Origin of the sequence: Xanthomonas melonis, assembly GCF_020783655.1 — a bacterium.
GTDB lineage: Bacteria > Pseudomonadota > Gammaproteobacteria > Xanthomonadales > Xanthomonadaceae > Xanthomonas > Xanthomonas melonis.
This window is the reverse complement of sequence record NZ_JAJGQH010000008.1, coordinates 195,840-220,738: the sequence shown is the minus strand read 5'-3', so window position 1 is coordinate 220,738 and position 24,899 is coordinate 195,840. Positions and strand designations below refer to the sequence as shown.

Annotated in this window: 17 protein-coding genes and 1 pseudogene; 5 read left to right on the top strand and 13 right to left on the bottom strand. The window is 65.1% G+C overall.

Annotated elements, in window-relative coordinates; translation table 11 throughout:
- The first annotated feature begins 9 nt into the window (after window positions 1-9).
- Window positions 10-1,746 carry a PTS fructose transporter subunit IIC gene (locus LL964_RS10195; protein WP_104587453.1) on the top strand — a complete coding sequence of 579 codons (1,737 nt, stop codon included), beginning with the start codon at window positions 10-12 and terminating at the stop codon, window positions 1,744-1,746.
- A 183-nt stretch (window positions 1,747-1,929) separates the two neighbouring features.
- Entirely contained in the window at window positions 1,930-3,207 is a 1,278-nt protein-coding gene (locus LL964_RS10190; RefSeq protein ID WP_167395325.1) for a carbohydrate porin, read from the top strand.
- 863 nt (window positions 3,208-4,070) lie between these two features.
- Here LL964_RS10190 and LL964_RS10185 read toward each other — a convergent pair.
- The 8 genes from LL964_RS10185 to LL964_RS10150 all read right to left on the bottom strand — a co-directional run bounded on the left by LL964_RS10185 (window position 4,071) and on the right by LL964_RS10150 (window position 12,865).
- Window positions 4,071-4,658 carry a Swt1 family HEPN domain-containing protein gene (locus tag LL964_RS10185; RefSeq protein ID WP_208621444.1) on the bottom strand — a complete coding sequence of 196 codons (588 nt, stop codon included), beginning with the start codon at window positions 4,656-4,658 and terminating at the stop codon, window positions 4,071-4,073.
- On the bottom strand, window positions 4,651-5,256 hold the full coding sequence (locus LL964_RS10180; protein ID WP_228329432.1) for a DUF5343 domain-containing protein: 606 nt from the start codon (window positions 5,254-5,256) through the stop codon (window positions 4,651-4,653). Before LL964_RS10180 ends, LL964_RS10185 begins: the two co-directional genes overlap by 8 nt.
- Before the next feature lie 986 nt (window positions 5,257-6,242).
- Window positions 6,243-7,211, bottom strand: a complete 969-nt coding sequence (gene secF / locus LL964_RS10175; protein WP_104587455.1) for a protein translocase subunit SecF — start codon at window positions 7,209-7,211, stop codon at window positions 6,243-6,245.
- A gap of 89 nt (window positions 7,212-7,300) precedes the next feature.
- Complete coding sequence (gene secD, locus LL964_RS10170; RefSeq protein ID WP_167395326.1) at window positions 7,301-9,145, bottom strand: protein translocase subunit SecD; 1,845 nt, start codon at window positions 9,143-9,145, stop codon at window positions 7,301-7,303.
- Window positions 9,146-9,470: 325 nt separating this feature from the next.
- Window positions 9,471-9,824 carry a preprotein translocase subunit YajC gene (gene yajC / locus LL964_RS10165; RefSeq protein ID WP_104587457.1) on the bottom strand — a complete coding sequence of 118 codons (354 nt, stop codon included), beginning with the start codon at window positions 9,822-9,824 and terminating at the stop codon, window positions 9,471-9,473.
- A 131-nt stretch (window positions 9,825-9,955) separates the two neighbouring features.
- Window positions 9,956-11,101 (bottom strand): tRNA guanosine(34) transglycosylase Tgt, encoded by a 1,146-nt coding sequence (gene tgt / locus LL964_RS10160; protein ID WP_104587458.1) that lies wholly within the window; start codon window positions 11,099-11,101, stop codon window positions 9,956-9,958.
- Window positions 11,102-11,170: 69 nt separating this feature from the next.
- A complete protein-coding gene (gene queA / locus LL964_RS10155; RefSeq protein WP_104587459.1) occupies window positions 11,171-12,241 on the bottom strand; it encodes a tRNA preQ1(34) S-adenosylmethionine ribosyltransferase-isomerase QueA in 1,071 nt (356 codons plus the stop codon).
- Window positions 12,242-12,433: 192 nt separating this feature from the next.
- Window positions 12,434-12,865 carry an Lrp/AsnC family transcriptional regulator gene (locus LL964_RS10150; protein ID WP_104587460.1) on the bottom strand — a complete coding sequence of 144 codons (432 nt, stop codon included), beginning with the start codon at window positions 12,863-12,865 and terminating at the stop codon, window positions 12,434-12,436.
- Between the two features lie 122 nt (window positions 12,866-12,987).
- Here LL964_RS10150 and LL964_RS10145 point away from each other — a divergent pair, with 122 nt between their 5' ends.
- Window positions 12,988-14,484 (top strand): aminotransferase class III-fold pyridoxal phosphate-dependent enzyme, encoded by a 1,497-nt coding sequence (locus tag LL964_RS10145; protein WP_104587461.1) that lies wholly within the window; start codon window positions 12,988-12,990, stop codon window positions 14,482-14,484.
- Window positions 14,485-14,774: 290 nt separating this feature from the next.
- Here LL964_RS10145 and LL964_RS10140 read toward each other — a convergent pair whose 3' ends face one another.
- From LL964_RS10140 to LL964_RS10125, 4 genes are all read right to left on the bottom strand, one after another.
- Entirely contained in the window at window positions 14,775-15,482 is a 708-nt protein-coding gene (locus LL964_RS10140) for a glycosyltransferase family 32 protein (protein ID WP_104587462.1), read from the bottom strand.
- A 241-nt stretch (window positions 15,483-15,723) separates the two neighbouring features.
- Window positions 15,724-17,103: a purple acid phosphatase family protein gene (locus LL964_RS10135; RefSeq protein WP_104587463.1), complete on the bottom strand. Its 1,380-nt coding sequence runs from the start codon at window positions 17,101-17,103 to the stop codon at window positions 15,724-15,726.
- Window positions 17,100-18,218, bottom strand: a complete 1,119-nt coding sequence (locus LL964_RS10130; RefSeq protein ID WP_104587464.1) for a phytase — start codon at window positions 18,216-18,218, stop codon at window positions 17,100-17,102. Before LL964_RS10130 ends, LL964_RS10135 begins: the two co-directional genes overlap by 4 nt.
- A complete protein-coding gene (locus LL964_RS10125) occupies window positions 18,218-20,779 on the bottom strand; it encodes a TonB-dependent receptor (protein WP_167395327.1) in 2,562 nt (853 codons plus the stop codon). Before LL964_RS10125 ends, LL964_RS10130 begins: the two co-directional genes overlap by 1 nt.
- A gap of 152 nt (window positions 20,780-20,931) precedes the next feature.
- Here LL964_RS10125 and upp point away from each other — a divergent pair, with 152 nt between their 5' ends.
- Window positions 20,932-21,564 carry a uracil phosphoribosyltransferase gene (gene upp / locus LL964_RS10120; RefSeq protein ID WP_104587465.1) on the top strand — a complete coding sequence of 211 codons (633 nt, stop codon included), beginning with the start codon at window positions 20,932-20,934 and terminating at the stop codon, window positions 21,562-21,564.
- A 563-nt stretch (window positions 21,565-22,127) separates the two neighbouring features.
- On the opposite strand, the pseudogene LL964_RS10115 reads toward upp, so the two are convergent.
- A pseudogene (locus tag LL964_RS10115) lies at window positions 22,128-23,771 on the bottom strand (glycoside hydrolase family 9 protein); the annotation flags it as partial.
- A gap of 548 nt (window positions 23,772-24,319) precedes the next feature.
- Between LL964_RS10115 and LL964_RS10110 the strand changes: the two are divergent.
- Window positions 24,320-24,799, top strand: coding sequence for a hypothetical protein (locus LL964_RS10110; RefSeq protein WP_104587467.1), 480 nt, complete (start codon window positions 24,320-24,322; stop codon window positions 24,797-24,799).
- Window positions 24,800-24,899 lie beyond the last annotated feature (100 nt).

Sequence of the window (24,899 nt, the reverse complement as noted above, 5' to 3'; positions counted from 1 at the left end):
AGTTTTGCCATGTCTTCCATCGTGGTCATCGCCGCCGGCGAACGCAGTACCGAGGCCGTTCTGGCCGCCGAAGCGCTGCGCCGTGCGGCCACCGCCGCCGGCCGCAGCGTAGCGATCGAAATCCGCAGCGACCAGGACGTGCTTGGCGCATTGCCCGCCGAACTGGCCAGTGGTGCGTCCCAGGTACTGGTGATCGGCGATGCCGATGCCGACACCGCACGCTTCGGCAACGCGCAGCTCGTACACCTGAGCCTGGGCGCGGTGCTGGACGATCCGGCGGCCGCGCTCGGCCAGCTGGCCGCTCCTGCCGATACCGACACCGCCAGTCCCGACGGTCCGGAACGTCGCAGCAAGCGCATCGTCGCCATCACCTCCTGCCCCACCGGCATCGCCCACACCTTCATGGCGGCCGAAGGTCTGCAGCAGGCCGCGAAAAAACTTGGCCATCAGATGCGGGTGGAAACCCAGGGCTCGGTGGGCGCGCAGGATGCCTTGAGCGACGAAGAGATCCGCGCGGCCGATGTCGTCATCATCGCCGCCGACCGCGAAGTCGACCTGGGGCGCTTCGCAGGCAAGCGCGTGTTCAAGAGCGGCACCAAACCGGCGATCAACGATGGTCCGGCACTGATCGACAAGGCGCTGGCCGAGGCCAGCGTGCACGGTGGCACGGCACCGGCCACCGGAACCGCCGCCAGCACGACTGCAAGCAAGGGCAACGCCCGCACCGGCGCCTACAAGCACCTGATGACCGGCGTGTCGTTCATGCTGCCGTTCGTCACTGCCGGCGGCCTGCTGATCGCGCTGGCGTTCGCGCTGGGCGGCATCTACGCCGGCGACGATGCGCATCAAGGTACGCTGGCCTGGTCGCTGTTCCAGATCGGCGCCAAGGCCGGCTTCACCCTGATGGTGCCCGCCCTTGCCGGCTATATCGCCTACTCCATCGCCGACCGCCCCGGCATTGCCCCCGGCATGATCGGCGGCCTGGTCGCGGCCAACCTCAGTGCCGGTTTTCTCGGCGGGATCATCGCTGGCTTCATCGCCGGCTACGGGGTGGCCGCGCTCAACCGCTACATCAAGCTGCCGCGCACCCTGGAAGGACTCAAGCCGGTGCTGATCCTGCCGGTGCTGGGCACCCTGCTGGTGGGGCTGGCGATGATGTACGTATTCGGCCAGCCGGTCGCCGATCTGCTGGCCTGGCTCACCGCCTGGCTGCGCGGCATGCAGGGCAGCAGCGCGCTGCTGCTGGGCCTGCTGCTCGGCGGCATGATGGCCTTCGACATGGGCGGGCCGGTCAACAAAGCGGCCTATGCGTTTTCCACCGGCCTGATCGCCAGCCAGGTCTACACCCCGATGGCCGCCGCCATGGTCGCCGGCATGACCCCGCCGCTGGGCATCGCGCTGGCCACCTGGGTGTTCCGCAACCGCTTCACTACCGAAGAACGCGGCTCGGCCACGGCGGCCGGCGTGCTCGGGCTGGCCTTCGTCACCGAAGGCGCCATCCCGTATGCCGCGCGCGACCCGTTGCGCACCATTCCGGCCTTGGTGATCGGTTCGGCCGTGGCCGGCGCGATCTCGATGAGTGCCGGCGCCGAGCTGAAGGCACCGCACGGCGGCGTCTTCGTGCTGCTGATCCCCAATGCCGTGACCCACCTGGCGATGTATGTGCTGGCCTTGCTGGCCGGCGTGGTGGTCACTGCCATCGCACTGCGCCTGCTCAAGAAGCCGGTCGCCGACGTCATCGCCTGACGCACGTTTGCCACGCGTCGTCGGTCAGCTGCCCGCCTCCGCCGCAGCTGATCGCTGACCCGCCTCACCCCCGATCGGTTTCACCGCTGTGCTGCGCACCGACGTGCGCCGACAGCGGCTTGCCCACCCACTTGCTGTCGCGTCCGCCACGTTGGCCACGCCCGCTTGTTCCGGAGTCCTGTCATGACCGCCCCGACCCATTACCGCCCCCGTTCCCGCCTGCTGTGCCTGTCGCTCGCCTTGGCGCTTGCCCCGCTCGCCCACGCGCAGGACGCCGCCGACGCCTTCAAACTCAAACTCGGCTATACCGGCGAAGCGGCTTCGATGATCGACGGCGGCCGCAAGAGCGGCCATGCCTATGCCGGCCAGCTGATGGTCGGCACCGACGTCGACATGGATCGGCTGCTCGGCTGGAACGGCGCCACCGTCAAGCTCTACGTCAGCAATCGCCACGGCACCAACCTGGCCAATAGCAGCATCGGCAACAGCACCTCGGTGCAGGAGATCTATGGCGGCCAGGGCACCCGCCTGGCCAACTTCACCCTGCTGCAAAAACTCTTCGACGACCGCCTGGAACTGGAAGCCGGCCGCAGCGTGGCCAACATCCACTTCCTCGGCTCGGACCTGTGCCAGTACTTCCAGGGCAACTCCGCCTGCGGCAACCCCACCTTCGTGTTCCGTACCAGCAACTTCACTTACTGGCCGGTGTCCAGCTGGGCCGCACACGCCACCGCCTGGGTCACGCCCAAGGTCTATGTGCACGTGGGCGCGTATGAAGTGAACCCGGTGCAGGCCCAGGACGGCCAGCACGGTTTGAAGTGGAGCACCGACGACACCACCGGCGTGGTGGTGCCGTATGCCATCGGCTACAAGAACAAGGGCGGCGACGGCACCCTGGCGGCGATGTACGAACTCGGCGGCTGGCAGGACAACTCCGACTACACCGACCCGCTGCGCGACCGCAACGGCAACCCCGCCGTCCTCAGCGGCCTGGGCTACGAGAACAAACAAGGCCGCTCGGGCCTGTTCGGGCGCTTCGAACAACAGGTCACCAACCCCGACCCATCCGGCACCCGCGGCCTCACCGTGTTCGCCGCCATGCTCAAGAGCACCGGCGGCCAGGCCATCGAAGACCATTTCGTGCAGCTGGGCCTGGTGCAGAAAGGCACCTTCGCCAACCGCCCGCAGGACAATATCGCCTTCGTGATCACCCAGCAGAAGTACAGCGCCGAAGCCATCGAAAACCTGCGCCTGGCGCGCGCCTCCGCCGGCGGCACCGGCACCCCGGCCGACAACCAGATCATGATGGAGCTCAGCTACGGCATCCAGGTCACCAAGCGCCTGCGCATCGCCCCCAACCTGCACTACGTGATCAACCCCGACCAGTTCAACGAACCCACCCGCACCACCGATCTGAAGAACGCGTTGATTGCGGGCATGCGGATCGACTGGAATCTGTAACCCGTCGAGAAGCTGCGTGCATTGCGCGCATCGATACGCCCAGTGTTTCCTAGACATCTCAAGGTCATAAAAAATGACTGATTGGGAGGTGGTGCCTAACGCCTGAATGAGCCCGATACGCGAAGCGTGTTCGGCTTGAATGAGTTGTTGTGCCTCGACCGATTACTTCAACAGCCCCTGGCAAAGAACGGTCATGGGAATAACCGACCTAGGAATGCACTTGAATTCATCAGCGTGATCAGCTAGGAGCTTGGTTAGTTTGCTCGCTTCTTTCGAGTTACGAACAAAGGCGGCCTGAATGAATTCAGGTAGCGAGAAATCGCCTTTACATCTCCACTCTCTCTCATGTAGCCAGCTTACCCAGCCATCTTTACTAACCTCGAACCTCACAACACGCCATAGTTCCCCGGCAGGAATCCCAAGATCTTTTGTCTCCGTGTCAGACAGGTACAGCACCGGACGGCATCCATTCTCGTGGCCGTATCTCTTTGTAACTGCGATCCCGTATGGCTCGTATCTCGGTTTTTGTGGATCGGAGTTCCCTGGGGTCAATACGTATTTCAGCGAGGACAACGGGACGTCCATAAAGCAGGCTGCCCGATTCTTGCCTTTAATCATCCCGGTCTGCGAAGTACTTCCCCAGATCGATCCTGTTTTTAGGATATGAACTAGGTTGTCGTACGCAGAGTAGTCATCATCCTTCTTGGTATTCTTTGTAAGGTGAATCAGATACGGCGAAAGATCTGGTCGCACATTGAAAGGAAGGTCATCAAACTTTGGCAGCGGCATAGCTCACCTTGAGACATAACGCCTGTGTTAAGCCGAACCGCGAAGCGGGTTTGGCTTGAAAGAATTGTTAGCGGTCAAAGGCCGACGACCTTGTTCCAGTCTGCAATATACATGTAGAGGCGTTGAAACTCACTTGGTAGAAGCATGCGATTGTGAGCAATAAAGTTGCGCGCCTTCTCAAGCTCATCCATGCGTTGCTTTAGCCAGTGCTGCGAAGGAATAATTGCGGAGAAACATTCCCACTTTTCTGTGATGACTGCTGCAAGCATCCCGAAATCAACAAACCCAAGCGGGTCCCGTTTTTGACCCTCGAGCCAAGAATCCTTCAGGGCTGCCGCCCGCCGCGACTCAGCGTGCTGCTTCACCTTGTTCGGGAGCTTTTCCCACCAGTCCACGCCCTCCTTCTCCTCAAGAGTCTCCCGAATTAGCACGCGGAGTTCGTTTTCAAAGCAATAGATGAGTGCGTATAGCCGAGACATCTCAAGTGCTTCGTTTCGTCTTGCGACTCCGAACGGTGCTAGCACTTCTTGGAGCAGAGCCTCCTCGGACGCTGCGTCACTAGCGCCGATTTGTATTCCTGCCCTCTGGAATACTGCCGCTTCTGACTCGAACATTAGGCCACGAAACAAAAAGTCCCGCAGGTCTTTCTGGATGTCAGCCAACCAAATGCTCCCGAAGCGACTTAAAGATGGCATTATAAACCTCAACATCTTTAGTGGCCGGCAAGTGGATTTGTATATTGTAGTGCAGCGCTGGCACTGCTGCAGGCATGCCAGCTGAGCCAGGAATCGAAATTGGCGTCGGCGTCGGCGTGAGCGTCTTCTGCTCCTCGTCAAGCACCTCGGCTTTAGGCTTAGACGGTTCGTGGTCTATATCGGCATGTTTAAGCAGGGCGAAGAACGCCTTTGCCATCAGCTCAGAAGTGCGGTCGCTAGCATTGTGAGTGCTTTTAAACTTTCCTTGGATGAGATCCTTGTCGCGCTCTGAAGGGTGAGACTTGATGACGAAAAGATCGCTGTAGGCCTCTTTGAGTGCCATACCGAGAACAGCCTTGGCCTGCGACTTGTCTCTGTAAGCGTGGTAGCGCTCCGTGGGAACACCGCTAGCGCTCAGAAATCCGATCGCTTTGAGCAGCGGAATATATGAGCGATGGTTCGAAGAACCAAACCCGATGTCCTTGAGATGTTGCTGCGAGAAGTTGGTTGGAGCTTGTCCTTCCTGGAGTTTAGCTAGGAAATCTCCCAGCTGCCCATAGCTCATTGTGTAGACGTTCGGTAACGACATACTTCCCCCTTGACTGCTAACGCCTGAATTAAGCCGCGCCGCGAAGCGGCGTCGGCTTGAATGAATAGTTAGACGGTGGTGCCAGGAGGTGGTGAAGCAAGGACCGTGCTCCCCAGCACTGCCGCCGAGAGCCGAGCATGCCACAGATTGCGGTCTTGGGGCTTGCCCGAGGTGCTGGAAGCTTGATGTGACCGACGCCCAAGGCAATGAGCGCTGCGGGACAACGAAGCGGGACGACGAAGGAGCACGCGATCCGATGGCGGGAGACGAGGGGACCGCGTACCGGAGCCGACCGCTGAGGCGCCAGCCCTGTTGCCAAAGACGAAAGCCGCGCCGCACTTACAGCACTACCGCCTAACTACTATTGGACCGCCGAAATGCGGTGTTGCACGGAGTATCTGCGATCGCTGGCACTTTGTGAATGGGGGGGGGGGAATCCTATTCGCAATCATGGGGTAGCACGATGGAGAGCGGCCTCGACCATGCAGACGCATTGGAGTGTTATCCAGCAAGGACGCAGACGTATGAGATACGCCCCCAAAAACAGTGGCGTAACAGCACCTCCACCTCTCTGGCTACTCGATCAGGTGCGCGACCTCCTGCCGGAGCGGCACTAAAGCCTGCGCACCGAGCAGGCCTATCCGAGCTGGATACGGCCTTCATCCTGGTCAGCGGCACGCGTTATCCGGCGCAGATGGGCCAGGTGGAGGTCGAGGGGTTCACACCCGCTTGGCGACCGGAGCGCAGGTGTCTGCGGGCACACAAAGCCAGCGTTGGCAGCGCTGGTGTTTCTCTCCCGCGATGTATTGCGTATCAATCGGCATCACGTGTCCGACGGGATCTCTAGTGTTCAAGATCTTGAGTAGTGGAGTCACAGTCACAACCGCACAGTCACGATGTACAACCCAGAAACGAAAAAACCGCGCAATGCGCGGCTTTTTCGTCAGGCCAGTACCAACCCATCAAGGACGACGCGCCAGCGCCTCCACGTCCTTGGCCTTGGGCAGCAGATCCTGCTTGGTCACCGCGAACGGTCCGATGCTCAGCATCGGCACGGCCACGATCACCGAGGAGATCACCACGATCACCGCACCGATCATGTGGGTCTCGGCCAGGCCTTCCATCGATTCGCCGCCGTAGATGTACAGCGCCATCGCCGACAGGAAGAACATCACCGCCGTGATCACCGTGCGCGACAGCGTCTGGTTGATCGAGCGGTTGAGCACTTCCAGCGGCTCCACGCGCAGCGCGCGGAAGTTTTCGCGCACACGGTCGAACACCACGATGATGTCGTTGATCGCAAAGCCCATCACCGACAGCAGGCCAGCCAGCACGGTCAGGTCGAACTCGCGGCCGGTCAGCGACACATAGGCCACCGTGACCAGCAGATCGAACAGCGCGGTGAGACTGGCGACCGCCGCGAACTTCCACTCGAAGCGGAACGCGATATAGATCAGAAAGCCCACCAGCATGAACACCGTGGCGTACACGCCGTTCAAGGCCAGGTCCTTGCCGACCTGCGGGCCGACGAACTCGCCCGGTTGCACCGTGGCCGGATTCTCTTCGCTGGTCACCGCCTTGCGCACGTCTTCGGCGACGGTGCGTGCGGCATCGTCGCGATTGTTGTGCTGGCCATGCGGCTGCAGGCGGATCATCACCTCGTTGCCGCCACGGGCGTTCTGCACCTGGGCGTTTTCGAACCCGGCCTTGGACAGTTGTTCACGCACCCGGTCCACGTCCACGGCCTTCTGGAACGAGGTCTGCACCAGCGTACCGCCAGTGAATTCCAGCGCGTAATTGAAGCCCTTGCCGGCCACCACGCCGATCGAGGCGACGGCGATCACCAGCATCAACACCAGCACCGGTTTGCGCCAGCGCATGAAATCGATCTTGGTGTCGTTGGGAATCAGGTGAAGCGGAAAAATTTTCATTGAAAGATCTTCCTAAAAAGTCCGCACATGGATGTGCGGGCTCTTGCGAGGGACTCGCATGACAGACGGGCTCTTGCGAGGGACTCGCATTAGATAGCGACCGACTTCAGCTTCTTGCGGCTGCCATAGATCAACACCGCCAGCGCACGCGACACCGTGATCGCGGTGAACATCGAGGCGAAAATACCGATCATCATGGTCAGCGCGAAGCCCTTCAGCGGACCGGTGCCGAATGCGTACAAGGCCACCGCCACGATCAGGCCGGTCAGGTTGGCGTCGAGAATGGTGCCGCCGGCCTTTTCGTAACCTGCGGCGATCGCCGACTTGGGCGGCACGCCCAACCGCAACTCTTCGCGGATACGCTCGTTGATCAGCACGTTGGCGTCCACCGACAGACCCACCGACAACGCCAGGCCGGCGAAACCCGGCAGCGTCATGGTGGCGCCGAACAGCGACATCACCGCCACCACGATCAGCAGGTTGAACAGCAGCGCCACCGAGGTGATCGCACCGAAGACGCGGTAGTAGATGGTGAAGAACACCAGGGTGAACAGGAACGAGTAGACCACTGCGGTCACGCCGCGCTCCACGTTCTCCGCGCCCAGGCTCGGGCCGATCACGTATTCTTCGACGAAGTCCATCGGCGCGGCCAGCGAGCCGGATTTCAGCAGCTTGGCCAGGTTCTCGGCTTCGGTCTTTTCCAGACCGGTGGTCTGGAAGTTCTTGCCGAACACGCCGGCGATCCGGGTCGGCGCCAGCGCCTCTTCCTTGACCCGCACGCTGCGCACTTCCTTGCCGTCGACCATGGTCACAGTGGGAATGCGCTCGATATAGACCACCGACATCAGCTTGCCGACGTTGGCGCTGGTGTAGTCGAACATGCGCTGGCCGGCCACGTTGTTGAGCGTCACGCCCACCGCCGGCATGCCGTTCTGGTCGGTACTGACGGAGGCATTGACCATCTGGTCGCCGGTCACCAGCGCGCGCTTGCTCAGCAGCACCGGCGCGTTGCTGTCGCGCAGGCGATAGACCTTGGCTTCCGGCGGAATGGTGCCGGTGCGCACGGCATCCTCGGCGTTGCCTTCGACCACCGCGCGGAACTCCAGCGAGGCGGTAGCGCCGATCAGGCGCTTGGCTTCGGCCGTGTCCTGCAGGCCGGGCAGCTCGACCACGATGCGGTCTTCGCCCTGGCGCTGGATGGTCGGCTCGGACACGCCCAGGGCATTGACGCGATTGCGCAAGGTGGTCAGGTTCTGCTCGATCGCGCCGCTGGCGATCTGCTTGAGCTCGGCCTCGGGCACCTTCACCGCGATGTTCTGGCCGCTGACGTCATAGGTCAGGGTCGGCTGCGCCTTGGCCAGTGCCACCCGCGCGGCGTCGGCATTGGCGCCTTCGCCCAGGCTGATCTGGATGCTGTTGTCGGCGCGACGTTCCACCGAGCGGTAGGCGATGCGGGCATCGCGCAAGGTGGTGCGGATGTCTTCGGCAAAACCGTCCAGGCGTTTTTCCAGCGCGGCCTTCTGATCGACCTGCATGGCGAAGTGCACGCCGCCCACCAGGTCCAGGCCCAGCACCATGGGCTTGCCGCCCAGGCGAGCCACCCAATCGGGCACGGTGGAGGCCAGACTCAGCGCCACCGTGTAGTTCTCGCCCAGCTGCTGACGCAGTGCGTCGTTAGCGCGCCTCTGCGCCTGCAGCGAGGACAGCCGCACCATCAGGCTCTCGCCCTCTTTGGTGATCGCCTTGGGCGTGATGCCGGCGCTTTTGAGCTCGCCGTCGATACGGCTGCGCAATGCGTCGTCGAGCTGCGCACCGCGGCTGGCGGTGATCTGCACGGACGGGTCCTGCTGATAGACGTTGGGCAGCGCGTACAACGCGCTGACCGCCAGCACCAGCAGGATCAGGAAGTACTTCCAGCGAGGAAATTCGAGCATTGCGACAGTCCCGCGCGGCACCATCCCGGCGCCGCGCCTAGCAGTGAGAACGACTTCAAGCGACCGACACCGTCGCCTGCGGTCATCCGGTGGATGCGGGGTGCACGGTCCCGAAGCGGACCTGCGGCCCGGTTCGACCCGGTGCACCGACTGCGCCGGCCTGGCGGCCGCGCAGCGGTGGTGATGCTTGCATGGAACAGGCGAGCAACCGACCGGGCACGCGCCGGGGTGCGCCGACGCGAAGAAACCGGAGTGTACGGGGGGTACCTGCCGATTTCGAGCGCCGGCAACGCCTACCGATGGCGCATGCGCCGACGGCCGGCGCTCAGCTGGCCGACTTCAGGGTGCCCTTGGGCAGCACGTGCCCCACCGCACTCTTCTGCACGCGGATGCGCACGTTGTCGGCCACTTCCACGGTGATGAAGTTTTCGCCGATATCAGTGATCACACCGGCGACGCCGCCGGAGGTGATGACCTCATCGCCGCGCGCCAGCTTGTCCAGCAACGACTTGTGTTCCTTCTGGCGCTTCATCTGCGGGCGGATCATCAGGAAGTACATGACCACGATCAGGATGATCGGCAGTGCGAAGGTGGACAGCCCTCCCACCGAGCCGGGTGCCGCTGCGCCGCCGGCCGCTTGGGCCTGGGCTGCGGGGATCAGGAAATCGAGCAAATTCATTCAATGCATCCTAGTTTGGTGCCAGCCCGCCCACGGGCGCGCTCGCTATTCAGGTACCGCCTGGGCGGAACAGCCGGGAATTATGCCACGCGGGTCCAACCCCGTCCGCGCCGGCGCGCGGACGGCAGGGCTCAGCTGGTTTCCCCGGGCAGCGGCGGCGTGGTGGCGCCACGTGCCGCATAGAAGGACCGCCGGAACTGCACGAAGGTTCCCGAGGCGATCGCCGCACGCATGTCGGCCATGAGTTTCTCGTAGTACCAGAGGTTGTGCAGGGTGCCCAGCATCGGCGCCAGCATCTCGTTGCAGCGGTCCAGGTGGCGCAGGTAGGAGCGCGTGTAGCCGCTGCTGCAGGCGTGGCACCCGCAGCCCGGCTCGATGGTGTCCAGGTCGCGCTCGTACTTGGCATTGCGGATGCGCACGGTGCCGAAGGAGGTGAAGTAATGCCCGTTGCGCGCATTGCGGGTAGGCATGACGCAATCGAACATGTCCACCCCGCGCGCCACGCCTTCGACCAGGTCCTCCGGCCGGCCTACCCCCATCAGGTAGCGCGGGCGATCGGCCGGCAGGCGCGGATGCAGGTGCTCGAGCATGGCGTTGCGCTCGTGCTCGGGCTCGCCCACCGCCAGCCCGCCGATGGCGTAGCCGTCGAAGCCGATGGCGCGCAGGCCCTCCAGCGAGCGGGTGCGCAGGTCCGGATGCACCCCGCCCTGCACGATGCCGAACAGCGCCGCGTCGTTGCCCAGCCCGTCATGCGCCTGCCGCGAGCGCTGCGCCCAGCGCAGGCTCAGCTCCATCGAGCGCCGCGCCACCTCTTCGGTGGCCGGGTACGGCGTGCACTCGTCGAAGATCATCACGATGTCCGAATCGAGCACCTTCTGGATCTGCATGCTCTCTTCCGGCCCCAGGAACACCCGCGCCCCGTCGGTGGGCGAGGCAAAGGTCACCCCCTGCTCGGTGATCTTGCGGCGATGCGCCAGCGAGAACACCTGAAAACCGCCGGAATCGGTGAGGATCGGCCCGTCCCAGCGCGCAAACCCGTGCAGGCCGCCGTGGTCGCCGATGACATCCAGGCCCGGGCGCAGATACAGGTGGAAGGTGTTGCCCAGGATGATCTCCGCACCCAGCGCGCGGATCTGCTCGGGCAGGATGCCCTTGACCGAGCCATAGGTGCCCACCGGCATGAACGCCGGCGTCTCCACCGTGCCGCGTGGAAAAGTCAGGCGACCACGCCGCGCGTGGCCGTCGGTGGTCTGGAGCTGGAACTGGAGTCGGGACATTGAAAGGCCGGGATTGGGGATTCGGGAGTCGGGATTGGCAAAAGCGGGACGGCGGTGAGCGGAGGGCCGTTACGGGTCTCCACTCCCCAATCCCCAATCCCTGCTCCACAACAACATCGCATCGCCATACGAAAAGAAGCGGTAGCGCTGCGCGATGGCGTGCCGGTACGCCTCGAAGATGCGCTCACGGCCGGCGAAGGCGGAGACCATCATCAGCAGCGTGCTCTCGGGCAGATGGAAATTGGTCACCATCGCGTCGACGCTGCGGATGCGGTAGCCGGGCAGGATAAAGATCTGGGTTTCGCCGGCGAACGGCTGCAACTCGCCCTCGGGTGCGGCCTCGGTCTTGCGCCAGGCGCTTTCCAGCGAGCGCACCACGGTGGTGCCCACCGCGATGACGCGGCCACCACGTGCACGGGTGTGCCGCACCTGTTCGACCAGCGCCGCACCGACATTGAGCCATTCGGTGTGCATCACATGCTGATCCAGCCTGTCCACCCGCACCGGCTGGAAGGTGCCGGCGCCGACATGCAGGGTGACATGGCCGAATTCCACCCCACGCTCGCGCAGGCGCGCCAGCAAGGCCTCGTCGAAATGCAGGCCGGCGGTCGGCGCGGCGACCGCACCGACTTCGCGCGCGAACACGGTCTGGTAGCGCTCGCGGTCTTCCAGGCCCGGCTCGCGGCGGATGTAGGGCGGCAGCGGCAGCCGCCCGGCCTCGGGCAGCCATTGCTGCAGCGGCGCGGGGATGTCGAAGCGCAGCAGGTAGAACTCGCCGTCGCGGCCCAGCACCTCGGCCTGGCCGCCGGCGTCGAGCGCGATCAGGCTGCCGGCCTTGGGCGACTTGCTGGCGCCGATCTGCACCCGCGCCTCGCGCTCGCCCAGCAGCCGCTCGATCAGGATCTCCACCCGTCCACCGCTGGCCTTCTGCCCGAACAGCCGCGCCGGGATCACCCGGGTGTCGTTGAAGATCAGCAGATCGCCGGGCTGCAGCAGTTCCGGCAGATCGCGCACCTGGCGGTCGTCGAAGGCCGCTGGCGCCGGCGGCACCACCAGCAGGCGGCTGGCGGCACGTTCGGCCAGCGGCGCCTGCGCGATCAGCTCATCGGGCAGGTCGTAATGGAAATCGGACTTCTTCAAGGCCGCAGGACTGGTTGGCTGAGGAGCCGGGCATTGTAACTGCGGCGGGGATTCGGGATTCGCAGTGAGGCAGGGATTGGAGATTCGGGATTCGGGATTCGCAAGAGCCGGATCCATTGGCTTGAGGGTGTACGGCCTGGACCTGCCCCGCTTTTACGAATCCCCAATCCCCAATGCCGAATCCCGGCTCTATCACCGCTCGAATTTGGTCGACAAAATGATCGAACTGGTCGTGCGCTCCACCCCGTCCAGGGCGCCGATGGCGTCGGTGAGCACGTCCATTTCGTTGACGCCGCCCACCACGCCCAAGGCGATCAGGTCGTAGGCGCCGCTGACCGAATGCAGCAGGCGCACCTCGGGAATGTCACGCAGCGCCTTGACCACCGCCGCCATCTTCTTCGGCAAGACGGTGATCAGGATGTGGGCGCGGATGCGGCCCTGATCGTACGCATCGTGCGTGCGCACCGTGTAGCCGCTGATCACGCCGTCGCGTTCGAGTTTCTCGATACGGCTCTGCACGGTGGTGCGCGAGAGCCCGAGTCGGCGCGCAATCTGCGCGGTGGAGGCGCGGGCATCCTCGCGCAGCAGCGACAACAGGCGCTCATCGGACGGGGTGACCTTCATTTTTGCCCAATCGTTTCGGCGAATCGACGAAAATAGCGCACATCTCGCCAGAATTCACGCTGCCAAACGCCGATCCCCTGCCGATAATAGAAAAGACACCGACACCTTGCAGGAGACGCGCCATGTCCGTTCTCGCCCCGCTCGCCCCGCTGCGTGCCCACACAGGGCGCCGCCTGACCGATGGCCTGGACGATGCCGCGGTCGCGCGCCTGGCCGGCAACCATCCGGACCTCGTGCAGGCCATCGCCGCGGCCGCCGCCGAATACGCGCTGGTACGCGCCGAGGCCGCCGACCTGCTCGATCTGGACGAAGCGGCGCAGATCGCCGCCGTACAGGACGGTTTCATCAACTTCTACGCCGACGATGCGGTCACGCCCTATGTGGCGCTGGCCGCGCGCGGCCCGTGGGTGGTCACGCTCAAGGGCGCGGTGCTCTACGACGCCGGCGGCTACGGCATGCTGGGCTTCGGCCATACCCCCACGCCGGTGCTGGACGCGATGGCACGGCCGCAGGTGATGGCCAACGTGATGACGCCCAGCCTGGCGCAGCGCCGGCTCGACCGCGCCCTGCGCGCGGAGATCGGCCACAGCCGCGGCGGCTGTCCATTCGCGCGTTTCATGTGCCTGAATTCCGGATCGGAAGCCGTGGGCCTGGCCGCGCGCATCGTGGACACCAACGCCAAGCTGCATACCGACCCAGGCGCACGCCATGCCGGCGCCCGCATCAAGCGCCTGGTGGTCAAGGGCAGCTTCCACGGCCGTACCGACCGCCCCGGGCTGTACTCCGACTCCAGCCGCAAGACCTACACCAAGTATCTGGCCAGCTATCGCGACGAGGATTCGGTGATCGCCATCGCTCCGTACGACGTGGCGGCGTTGCAGCATGCCTTCGACGAGGCCGCGCGCAATCACTGGTTCATCGAGGCGGTGTTCCTGGAGCCGGTGATGGGCGAAGGCGATCCGGGGCGCGCCCTGCCGGCCGAGTTCTACGCCGCCGCACGCGCGCTCACACGCAGCCATGGCAGCCTGCTGCTGGTGGATTCCATCCAGGCCGGGCTGCGCGCGCACGGCGTGCTGTCGGTGGTGGATTACCCCGGCTTCGAGCGGCTCGACCCGCCGGATCTGGAAACCTACTCCAAGGCGCTCAACGCAGCGCAATACCCGTTGTCGGTGCTGGCGGTCACCGAACATGCCGCGCAGGTGTATCGCAAGGGCACCTACGGCAACACCATGACCACCAACCCGCGCGCGCTCGACGTGGCCTGCGCCACGCTGGCCCTGTTCACTGCGCAGGTGCGCGAGAACATCCGCGTGCGCGGCGCGCAGGCGATCGCCAAGCTGCAGGCACTGCAAGCCGAGCTCGGCGGGCCGATCACCAAGGTGCAGGGAACCGGCCTGCTGTTTTCCTGCGAACTCGCGCCGCAATACAAGTGCTACGGCGCCGGCTCCACCGAGGAGTGGCTGCGCCAGCGCGGCGTCAACGTGATCCACGGCGGCGAGAACTCGCTGCGGTTCACTCCGCACTTCGCCATGGACGAAGACGAGCTGGATCTGCTGGTCGGCCTGATCGCACGCGCATTGAAGGAAGGCCCACGCCAGGCGCAAGCCGAGGCGGCCTGAGTCGACATCGGCGCCTCGACTGCGCGAGTGCAGTCGAGGCATCACCCGGACCCGAAAGAGCATCGCCACCGCCCGCAGTGACGCACCCCGCACACAGGCATTGGTCTGCACGACCTCGCCAGCAAGCAGAACGCCACCGCTGCTGGGCACAGCGCGGTCTTGCGAGGTCAAGCGGCGAAGCGAAGCCCAAACGGCTCAGCCAGACGGGCCTGCATGAATCGTCGCTGCACGCCGGCCGAAACACCCGTCCGGCTCGGCGAGCCGCATCCGCATCCCTGCCGGTCGGCCGATCAGATCGGAACAGCGCTCAGCTTGCGCCGCAGGTAATTGGTCACGGCACGGCGCGGCGACTTGCCGCGCCACGACGCCCAGCACAGATGCGAACCGACGGCGATCTGGCCGCCGCGGTGCCCGAGGCCGAACCAGGTGCGATCCGGGTGGAATGCATCGCGTGGCGGAAAGGCAATGCCAGCAAACTGCTGCTGGTGCGCGTTATGGAAGCGCGTCAGCCCACGCGGGCCGGAGATCATCGGGATCTGCCGGTGGTCTTCCAGCGTCTGCGGCGCATGCGCCTCGAAGATGTGCGCGATGAAGGCGCTCCAGAACGGATGCCCGGCCTCCGAGCCGAACACGGCGTTGCCGATCTTGAAATCCTCAGTTCCGGGTGCGCCCTCTTCCACCGGCAATACGCAGCGCTGCCTCAGCAGATCGCTATCCAGCGGGCGCAGCAATTTGTAGTCGGTATCGAAATAAAAGCCGCCATGGGCGTGCATGTAGGCGCAGCGCGCGATGTCGGCCTTCATGACGCCGAAGCGGATCTGCTCGTAGCGCTGCGCAAACGCGGGAAACGCACGGCGCATCAACTCGGAGTTGTCGGCATCGTCCCAGACGTAGCAGGTCCAATCGGGGAGCAGACGTTGCAGTCGCGCACACACCCTGCGCTCTTCCCACAACAGGTGCTTGGTGGGTGCGGTCAGATGAAACACATGGGGGATCATGGGAATACGGCTCAGTGGTCTGGGGGCCACCAGAACCCCGCCCGCAGCAACTGCATCGAACCGACAACCCGGTCGAGGTTCTGGCTAAATGCACCGTAGCCTCGCTAGCGATGTGACGTAACGCACAGCTTTTGAATGAGGTTCCCACTCCTTCATCGATAAAAACTATGCGTGGCAGAAGTTGCCATATGTGCCACGGATTGCACGACAGTTGTCACCGCCGTGTCATCCGCCACCACCATCACTCCCAACAACGATCCGCGCGCCCCTTCAGCGTGGCTGCGCGCGGGCAATCGCGCGGCGCGATGCGCCCCTGTTCGTGTTCGACCAGACGCTTGCTGCCGTTGGGATCGCGCTGCAGCTCGAAGGCGTCGTACAGGCGGCCGGTGGCGGTGCGCGACTCGTAGCGCAGGCGCTGGCCGTCGAGCCGCAGCACCTGATACAGCTGGGTGTCCTCGCCGACCGGGCGCATGGTCTTGCGCGCCATGTCCGAGAGCCGGTACTGCTTGGGCCCGGCCACCGAGACCACGAACACCGGCGTCGCCTGCCCGGCCTCATCGCCGCGCCGGCCGTAGGTGTGATCGTGCCCTTGCAACACCAGATCCACCTTGTGGCGGCGAATCACCGGCAACACCTGCTCCACCAGTTTTTCGTTCTCGCGATCGGCGCGCGGCGAAAAGAACGGCTGGTGGATCAGCACGATCGACCAGGGATGCGGATTGTCGGCGAGCACCTTGTCCAGCCACTGCGCCTGCGCCGGCCCGGTGCCCAGATCCAGGGCAGAGGTGCCGTCCAGCACCGCGATGCGCACGCCCTGGTAGTCGAACCAGTAACTGGTGCGTGCCGTGGCCGACGGCCCGTTACGCGGCAGCGCGAACGTCACCGGCCAGTGGCCGCCCAGCACGCGGGAGGCCTGTGGAGTGTCCTCGCCTTGTTCGTGATACTCGTGATTGCCCGGCGCCGGCGCCACCGCGGTGCCTTCCAGCAACCAGCGTCCGGCTTCGAACCATTCGGCCCATTCGTTGTCGTCCTGACCGTCCTTGCCGCTGACCAGATCGCCGGCGAACAGGGCCAGGCGCGCGTCCGGCGCCGAGCGCCAGGCCTGGCGGATCACCCGCGACACCAGGCTCAGGTTCTTGTTCTGGGTGTCGCCGAAATACAGCAGCGTGAGCGGCGTCTGCGGCGTGGCGGCGGTACGGAAGTGATTCCATGCGCCCCAGGTGTCGTGGCCCTGCACGCGATAGGCGTACAGCGTGTCCGGCTTCAATCCGTCGATATCGGCGCGGTGGTGGTGCGAGCTGCCGTTTTCGCTGGCCAGCGTGGCGGTGCTGGCACGGATGCGGCGCGGCGCGCCCACATCGGGCGAATCGCCGGCCACCACCAGTTCCAGCCATGGCCGCTCCACGCTGCCGTCGGTGCGCCAGGCCACCGCAAAACCGGTGGCGGCATCCTGTGCCGGGGTGGCGACGATGCGGTCCGGAAAGCCGTCGGCCACATAGTGCGTGGAGCCGGCCGGCACCTGGGTGTTGGGCTCGCTGGCGCGCTCGGCAGCCAGTGCCGGGGCAGCGGCCAGTGCAAATGCAGAAAGTGCGGCGTACAGCGCGGTGCGTACTGCGGTCACTGCGCACACTCCTTCAGGCGCAGGCTGCGCGCGACATCGCGCCAGTCGAACGCGGCCACCGCCTGATCGTCGTGCAATGCGTAGAACACGCCACCGGGGAAGCGTGCATCGCCGCGCTGGTCCAGCCACACGCCATCGGTATTGGCGGTGACCCGGCCGGCAAAGGCGCCGACGTGTGCGAGCGTCTGGCGATCGAAGACCTGGAACACGCTGCGGTCCTTGAACTGATCGGTCGCGATCCAGTAGCCGCTGCCGTCTGGGCATTGCAGCAAGGTCAGCCCTTCGGCCTGCGCCTTGAACAGGCCGGTGCCGACATTGCGCCCGCGGTAGCGCCCATCCATGCCGTACTCGCGCAACTGGGTGCCCACCGCCACATCTTCTTCGGCAATCAGCAGGCGCGCGTTGGCCTGGTCGCCGAACACCGATTCGGCGATGCGGATGGCACCGGCCTCGGTGGTATCGCCGAAACTCTGCGTCAGCTGCGCCTGCCAGCCCTGCCCTGCCGCAGTCAACTGATAGCGGCGAAAGCGTTGGCCGAGTTCGGCCAGCGGCGGTGGCTGGTCCTTGTTGGCTGGCGACATATAGTTGTCGCTGACCACCACTTCGTAGCCGCCATCATGCTTGCGCACCCACAGGCCGTAGGGCTCGCGCAATTCGTCCTGGCCGAATGCCGTCAGCGGTTTGAAATCCGGCAGCGCGAACACCTGCACGCGGCGGTTGTCGCGCTCCACCACGAACAGCAGGTCATCGACCACCGAAATCCCGTTCGGGCGATCCAGCTTGCCCAGCGCCTTGCCCTTGCCACCCACCACCCGCAGCCGCTCGCCGCTGTCGCCATCGAACACCACCAGCGCATGGCTGGCCTTGGCGGTGGCGATCACCCAGCGGCTGCCATCCGGCGCTGTCCAGCTGGCCGGAGAATCCAGGTTGTCCGAAGGCGTCAGTGCGGTGATGAAGGCTTCCGACACCACTTGGTGTGGCACCTTCGCCTCGCTCAGCAGCGGGTCCTTCAGCAGCGCTTCGTCGGCTTCGCGATCGACGACGGTGCTGGCGCAGCCTGCCAGCGTCAGGGCGGCGGCCAGCAGTGCGGCGCGCGGCAGCGCACGCGCGCCCATCACAGCGCCACCTTCAGGCCCAGCGCGTACGTGCGGCCGTATTCCTCGTTCTGCAGGGTCCGCGAACGCACGCCCTGGTACAGCTCCAAGGGCTCGTCCAGCAGATTCTGCGCTTCCAGGTACAGGCTGATGTGGCTGTTGAACTGGTAACTCATGCTGAGATCCATCTGGGTATGCGGGGCGACGTAGATATCGTAAGCGCGGCTCTGCCCGATGGTGTCCAGATACTCGCTGCGGTGGACCGCCGCCACGCGCGCACTGAAGCCATATTTTTCGTAGCCCAGATGGCCGCTGTAGATGCGCTTGGACGAACGCGGCAGCATGAAGTCGTCGCCGGCGCGGTTGGGCAGACCCGGGTCGAAGTCGCTGTCCAGCGCGGTGGCGCTGGCGCCGACCAACAGGCCGTTCCAGCCTTCGGGCAGGAAATCCAGCGTCTGCTGCCAGTTGAATTCTGCACCGCGCACCTTGGCGGTGTCGCCGTTGATCGAGCGGGTGACCTGCAAGCCGGGGAACTGCGCATCGCTGGTGCTGATGGTCTGCACGATGTAATCGTCGATCGACTTGTGGAACACGCCCAGCGACACCAGCCCGCTGCTGCCGATGTATTTCTCGAACGACAGGTCCAGGTTGGTGGAGCGGTACGGATCGAGCTGCGGGTTGCCGATGCTCACCTCCTCGTCGCCGCGATTGATGCTCACCCGTGGCGAGACGTCACCGAACGAGGGGCGCGACAAGGTCTTGTTGGCCGCAAAGCGCAGTACCCAGTCGTTGCCGCTGTCGTACCGCAGGTGCAGGCCCGGCAGCACGTTGGTGTAGCTGCTGGACGCCTCGCGTTGGGTGACGGTGGCGCTGCGGCCATCCTCGGCCACGTCCACCTGGTTGCCGGTGGCATCGAACTGGGTGTTTTCCACACGCACACCGGCGATCATGCGCAGCGCGCCGATGTCCCAGGTGCCCATCGCATAGGTGGCGAACACGTCTTCGGTGGCACGGTAGTCGTCCTGCAGCGACACCTGCAGGTTGCTGCCCACATCCTGCGGACGTGCGCTGTACAGATCGCCGGAGGCTCGCCAGTAGCGCCGCATGCCGTCCGAGCCGATGCTCTGGCCCAGGGTGCCACCGCGGTGTTCCGGCGCTGCCGTGGTCCAGCCGCTCAGATCGATCGCCGGCCCGCGCCGCAGCTCGTTCTCGTCCACATTCACGTCGCGCTCCCTCCAGCGGCCCAGCACCCCCATCTTCAGGCTGGAATGCTTGCCATCGAAGCGCACGTTGACCTGCGCGCTACGCTCGCTGTCGTCCACCGTCTTGGGCGCCACCACGAAGCGGTCGAACACGAAATCCTGATTGCTCTGCCAGCCATTATCGGAAAAACCCAGGCGCGGAATGCCGCGACGCTGGTCCACGGTGGCCGCCAGATCCTCGCCGTCGTAGTCGAAACGCGCCTCCATTTCGTCGTTCACGCGCTCGGTGGTCTTGGTATATCCGACCTTGTAGTCGACCGTGGCCGCGCGCAGGCGGTTCTCGCCACCGAAGCTGATCGCGGTATTGTCTTCCTTCTTGGTGCGATAGCGCACCCGCTTGGAAATGCTGTCGGCCGGCAGGTCGGCCACGTCGTAGGTGCCGTCGCCATTGGCGCTCACCTCGCCATCGCCAAGGCCGAAGATGGTGCGCTGACGCGTCTCGGCATCGTCGAAACGGCTGTACAGCGAGCGCAGGTAGTAGCGGTTGTCCGCATCCGGGCGCCAGTCCAGGTTGAGGTTGGCGCCCATGCGGGTGCGTTCGATGAAGTATTTGCGCCGCTGCACCTCGCCCGCGAACAGATCGTCCTGGGCGCCGCCGTCGAAGGCGTCGTAGGCCACTTCGGTATTGTCCGATTCGAACTCGCGGTCCTGATAGTTCACCCCCACCGCCACGCCCAGCGTGCCACCGAAAATGTCGCTGTAGTTGAATGCACCCTTGGGACTGGTCTTGCCGGACAGCGACTGATGGCTGCCCTCGATCGACCCGCGCAGGGTGCGTCCGTCACGGTCGAACGCGGAGGTGGATTCGACCTGGATGGCACCGCCGATCGAATCACCCGGCATGTCCGGGGTCGGCGACTTCACCACTTTCAGCCGCTCGGTGGAGTCGGAGGGAATCACGTCCAGCGGCGTGGAGCGCGTGCCGTCTTCGGGCGTGCCCATGTTCATGCCGTCGATGGTGACGCTGTTGAGCGACGAATCCAGACCGCGAATCACCACGAAACGACCTTCGCCCTGATCGCGGGTGACGCTGACACCGGGCAGCCGCTGCAGGGATTCTGCAACGTTCTTGTCCGGGTAGCGGCCCATCGCATCGGAGGCGACCGCATCCTGGATGGCATCGGAGGCGCGCTTGAGATCCACCGCGCGCTCCTGCGCCTCCAGCTGCGGGCGCACTTCCAGGCGCTCCAGATCGACCGCGGCCGCACCGCTGGCGGCGCCGCTCGCGGCAGCGGCCTCGGCTGCGCGCAGCGGCTGGCCCCAGCCAGCGGTCGCCAGCGTCAGCGTGATCGCCAGGCAGAGCGGAGTCTTGTTCACCACGAGTGCGTCCCCAATCGGTCAAGAATGGGTGGGCACACTATGTCTGCGACGTTTCACCGACATGACATGTGCAAGCGCGATCACGTGCAGGATGTGGCGACGACACGCGCAGCTGCGGCACACTGTGCATCTCTTCCGCTCGTTGCTGCCGCATGAAAATCGTCGAAGTCCGCCATCCTCTCGTCCAGCACAAGATCGGCTTGTTGCGCGATGCCGCCCTGAGCACGAAGGGCTTTCGCGAATTGGTCACCGAGCTGGGCACCCTGCTGGCCTACGAGGCCACCGCGAATCTGGACACCGAATCGCACGTACAACAGGGCTGGGCGGGTCCGGTGAACGTGCAGCGTATCGCCGGCGCCAAGATCACCTTGGTGCCGATCCTGCGCGCAGGTCTGGGCATGCTGCCCGGCGTGCTGGCCTTGATTCCCGCAGCGCGCGTGAGCGTGGTCGGCCTGCAGCGCGATGAGGAGACCCTGCAACCGGTGCCCTATTTCGAACGCCTCACCGGCCGCCTGGAAGAACGCGATGCGCTGATCCTGGATCCGATGCTGGCCACTGGCGGCACCTTGATCGCGACCATCGACATGCTCAAGCGCGCCGGTGCGCGCCGCATCAAGGGCATCTTCCTGGTCGCCGCGCCCGAGGGCCTGAAGGCGCTGGAGGCCGCGCATCCGGACGTGGAGGTGTACACCGCCGCCATCGACGACCATCTCAACGACAAGGGCTACATCCTGCCCGGCCTGGGCGATGCCGGCGACCGCATCTTCGGCACGCGGCTGGAGTAGGCCCTGCTCGCCGGTCGACGGCGGGTTGATGTGCGGCGTGTCGTGGCATTGGTGGCGCTGTGCACTGCCCCCATCCGCCCTTCGGGCACCTTCCCCCGCAAGCGGGGGAAGGCAGGCGTTGGCGCAGCGACACTGCAGCGCGGGCAATCCGTTGCCTTCTCCCGCGAGCGGGAGAAGGTGGCGCGTAGCGCCGGATGAGGGGCGTTGTGCCGTGCGAGTCACACCTGCGGGAACATCGCCAGACTGCGGCCCCCATCCGCCCTTCGGGCATCTTCCCCTGCAGGCCGGGGAAGGGAGGCGTCGGCGCAGCGACGCTGCAGCGCGGGCAATCCGTTGCCTTCTCCCGCGAGCGGGAGAAGGTGGCGCGTAGCGCCGGATGAGGGGCGAAAGCCCCTCTCCCGCGTGCGGGAGAGGGGTTGGGGTGAGGGCAGCGCACTCGCGCATGCCGCTCGTACGCACGCCTCGCGTTTCCGCAGTCAATCGGACTCTCGGCCGCTCACCGCGCGACAAACCATTCCCAGCCTGCTCCCGTCACGTCCGTCCAGCACGCCCGACCTGCTCTCTCAGCGCGTCAACGCCTGAATCGCGGCACTGACATACACCAGCGGCGCATTCCAGTTGATCGCCACTTCGTTGGTGGCATAGCTGCAGGTGTCGTCCAGGTACGACAGCGCTGGCAGCCTGGACGGATAGCTCGCCTTGCAATCCTTCGCGTCCTGCTGCCCAGGTTGCGGGCCACCGACCAGCCAGCCCGGCACCGGCGGGTCGATGCCATCGGCTTCGGAAGGACGGTGATGGATATGCATCGGTGTGCGCTGCCCCACTCCGGTGACGAACGACAGCCCCAGCGGGTTGCGGCCCAGGATGTAGTCCAGCTGCGATTGCGCCGCGTCCAGATAACGCCGCTGCTGCGTCGTGCGGTAGCCCTGCAGCAACATCATCGCCTGGTTGAGGACGACCGCATTGCTGCCCCACACGAAATCGGTATCGGTCATCGCCAGGCGCCACGGCGAGGCCTGCCACTGGTCGGCCAGGCGCTGCGCCAAGCCATCGATCTCCTGACTGATGCGCGCACGGTCTGCATGCGGGGTGAGCCGGTCGCGATGCGCCGCCAGCGACATCCACGCCAGCCCACCCACGTTGCTCCAGCCGGGCACGCTGGCCGGCACCTTGCGCGCCAGCATGGCGTCGTAGAAGCCGTCCTCGCCGGTGGTGACATACAGCTCCGCCGCGGCCCAGGCGAACTCGTCGGCAACCTGCGCATCGTCGTAACCGCCGGTGCGTACGTCATCGGGCTGGCGATAGATGACATCCGGATGCTGCTGCGCCCACGCCCATGCGGCGCGCGATGCCTTCAACATGCGCGCAGACACACCCGGATACTGCGTTTCGAATGGGGCGTACACCCGGCTGGCCGCCGCCATGACTGCGGCGAAATCCAGCGTGGCGGCCGTGGCCTTCATCACCACGTAGCGCTGCTGCCTGGCCTGGTCCGGCATGACCAGCCCATCGAACTGCTTGTCGGTGAGCTTGTGGTAGACCCCGCCATCGGCCGGGTCCTGCATGGCCAGCATCCACTGCAGGTTCCACCACACCTCCTGCAGGATGCCGGGCACGCCAGGCGCATCGTCGGGAATGCGCACCGTCTGCGCCTTGAACAGCGCCGGGTAATGCTCGTAGGCCGCCAGCAAGGTGTAGGTGCTGATGCCGGAGTTGACGATGTACTTGTTGTAGTCGCCGGCGTCGTACCAGCCCTTGGGCGCGCTGATCACACTGTCCGCCGGGCGCGTGGCCGAGGCCGCCGATGGATGGATGCGCACATCGGTATCGGGATGTCCGGCCGCACGCGCATAGCGCCCGGCGAACTGCGCCGGCAACGCGGTGCTGGCCCGATTGAAATAGAACGCCTTCAACGACGCATCGAGCACCGGCTGGTAGGCCCCGGCCCCGATGGGAAACGCCTCCGACGCGGCCAACCCGTCGATCTTCAGACGGTAGGTACCGGCTGCACGCACACTGGAGAAATCCGCCAGCCGCGCCTGCTGGCCGGCCGGCGACCACATTGCCGCCGGCGACAACGTACCCTGCAACACCGCGCGCCCGTGCGCGTCTTCGACGGTGAAGCGGCCCGAGCCGGCCGCTGCACCCTGCCGCTGCGCGACGACGGCCAGCTTGGTCGAGCCCGGCAGATACCCGAGCTGGTTGAGGTAAACACTACCGGGAGCGGTATTCGTTGCCTGCTGCGCGGAGCTACCTGCGGAAGCGAGCATGAGGACAGTGGTCAGCAGAGCTTGGCGAATCGTCATGCCGCAATGGTGACCGCGCTGCATCGTGACTACAAGCCCGCACTGCGCAGGCGGCCAGCAGCTGGCCGTACGGGAAGCAGGCAATCACCAGGGCCGGAAGCGGCGCTTGTGCACGGACCAGCACTGCGATGGTGGTACGCGCCGCTCGCGCTGATTCCGGCTCGCGCCTGCGAATCGCCGCCATCGTCATCGCACTACGTCGGCGATTCCGCCGCATTGGTTCGATCGCTGGTGGGCGCCACAGGCGACGACGCGATCATCGGTCGTTTCCCATCGAACGCACGGTGATTGCCAGCGTTTCGACCAATTCTTCCCGATTTCCCGGATCTACCCTGGCACTGCCGTGACGAACGGCATCGCCACATGCACGCGCGACATCGCCGGCTACCCGCATCCGACGCGGGCACCGCACGCCTCGCATCGCGCTTCTCTCCGCCAAGGAACCGCCCATGACCATCCAATCGATCACCCGCTTCTCCCCTACGCCCCATCCGCACGCATGCCCGGCCGGACCGTGGCGGCAGGCACGCGCACCGCGCGTGTTCGCCCTTCTGCTGTCGATGAGCCTGCTGGCGGTGAGCCAGAGTGCACTGGCGACCAAGCAGTGGAACAGCAACGCCAACCCGACCATCGACAACTGGATCTCCGGCATGTACGCCAGCATCAGTGGACCGCTGCAAACCATCCTCCAGCAGTGCCAGCTTGCACCGCAGGCGACGTGCGAGGTCACGATCATGGCCAATGGAGGCGTGCATACCAGCGCAACCGACGGAACGCAGCACTTCACCCTGCGCTTCACCGGCAATCCCGCACCGTTCGGCGCATGCCATATCTACCCGCTCAATCCAGGCATCCCGGGTGACAAACGCCTGCAAGGCGCCACCTGCTACGACGCCCAACACAACGGCACCTACTTCAATCTCAAGTGACCGCAGGCAGTGCGCGTCATGCCCAGCACTGGCGCCACCCACTGTCTCCATCGCGAACGGCGGCGCAGGGTGAACCCATCCACCCTGCGCCGCTGCGCTG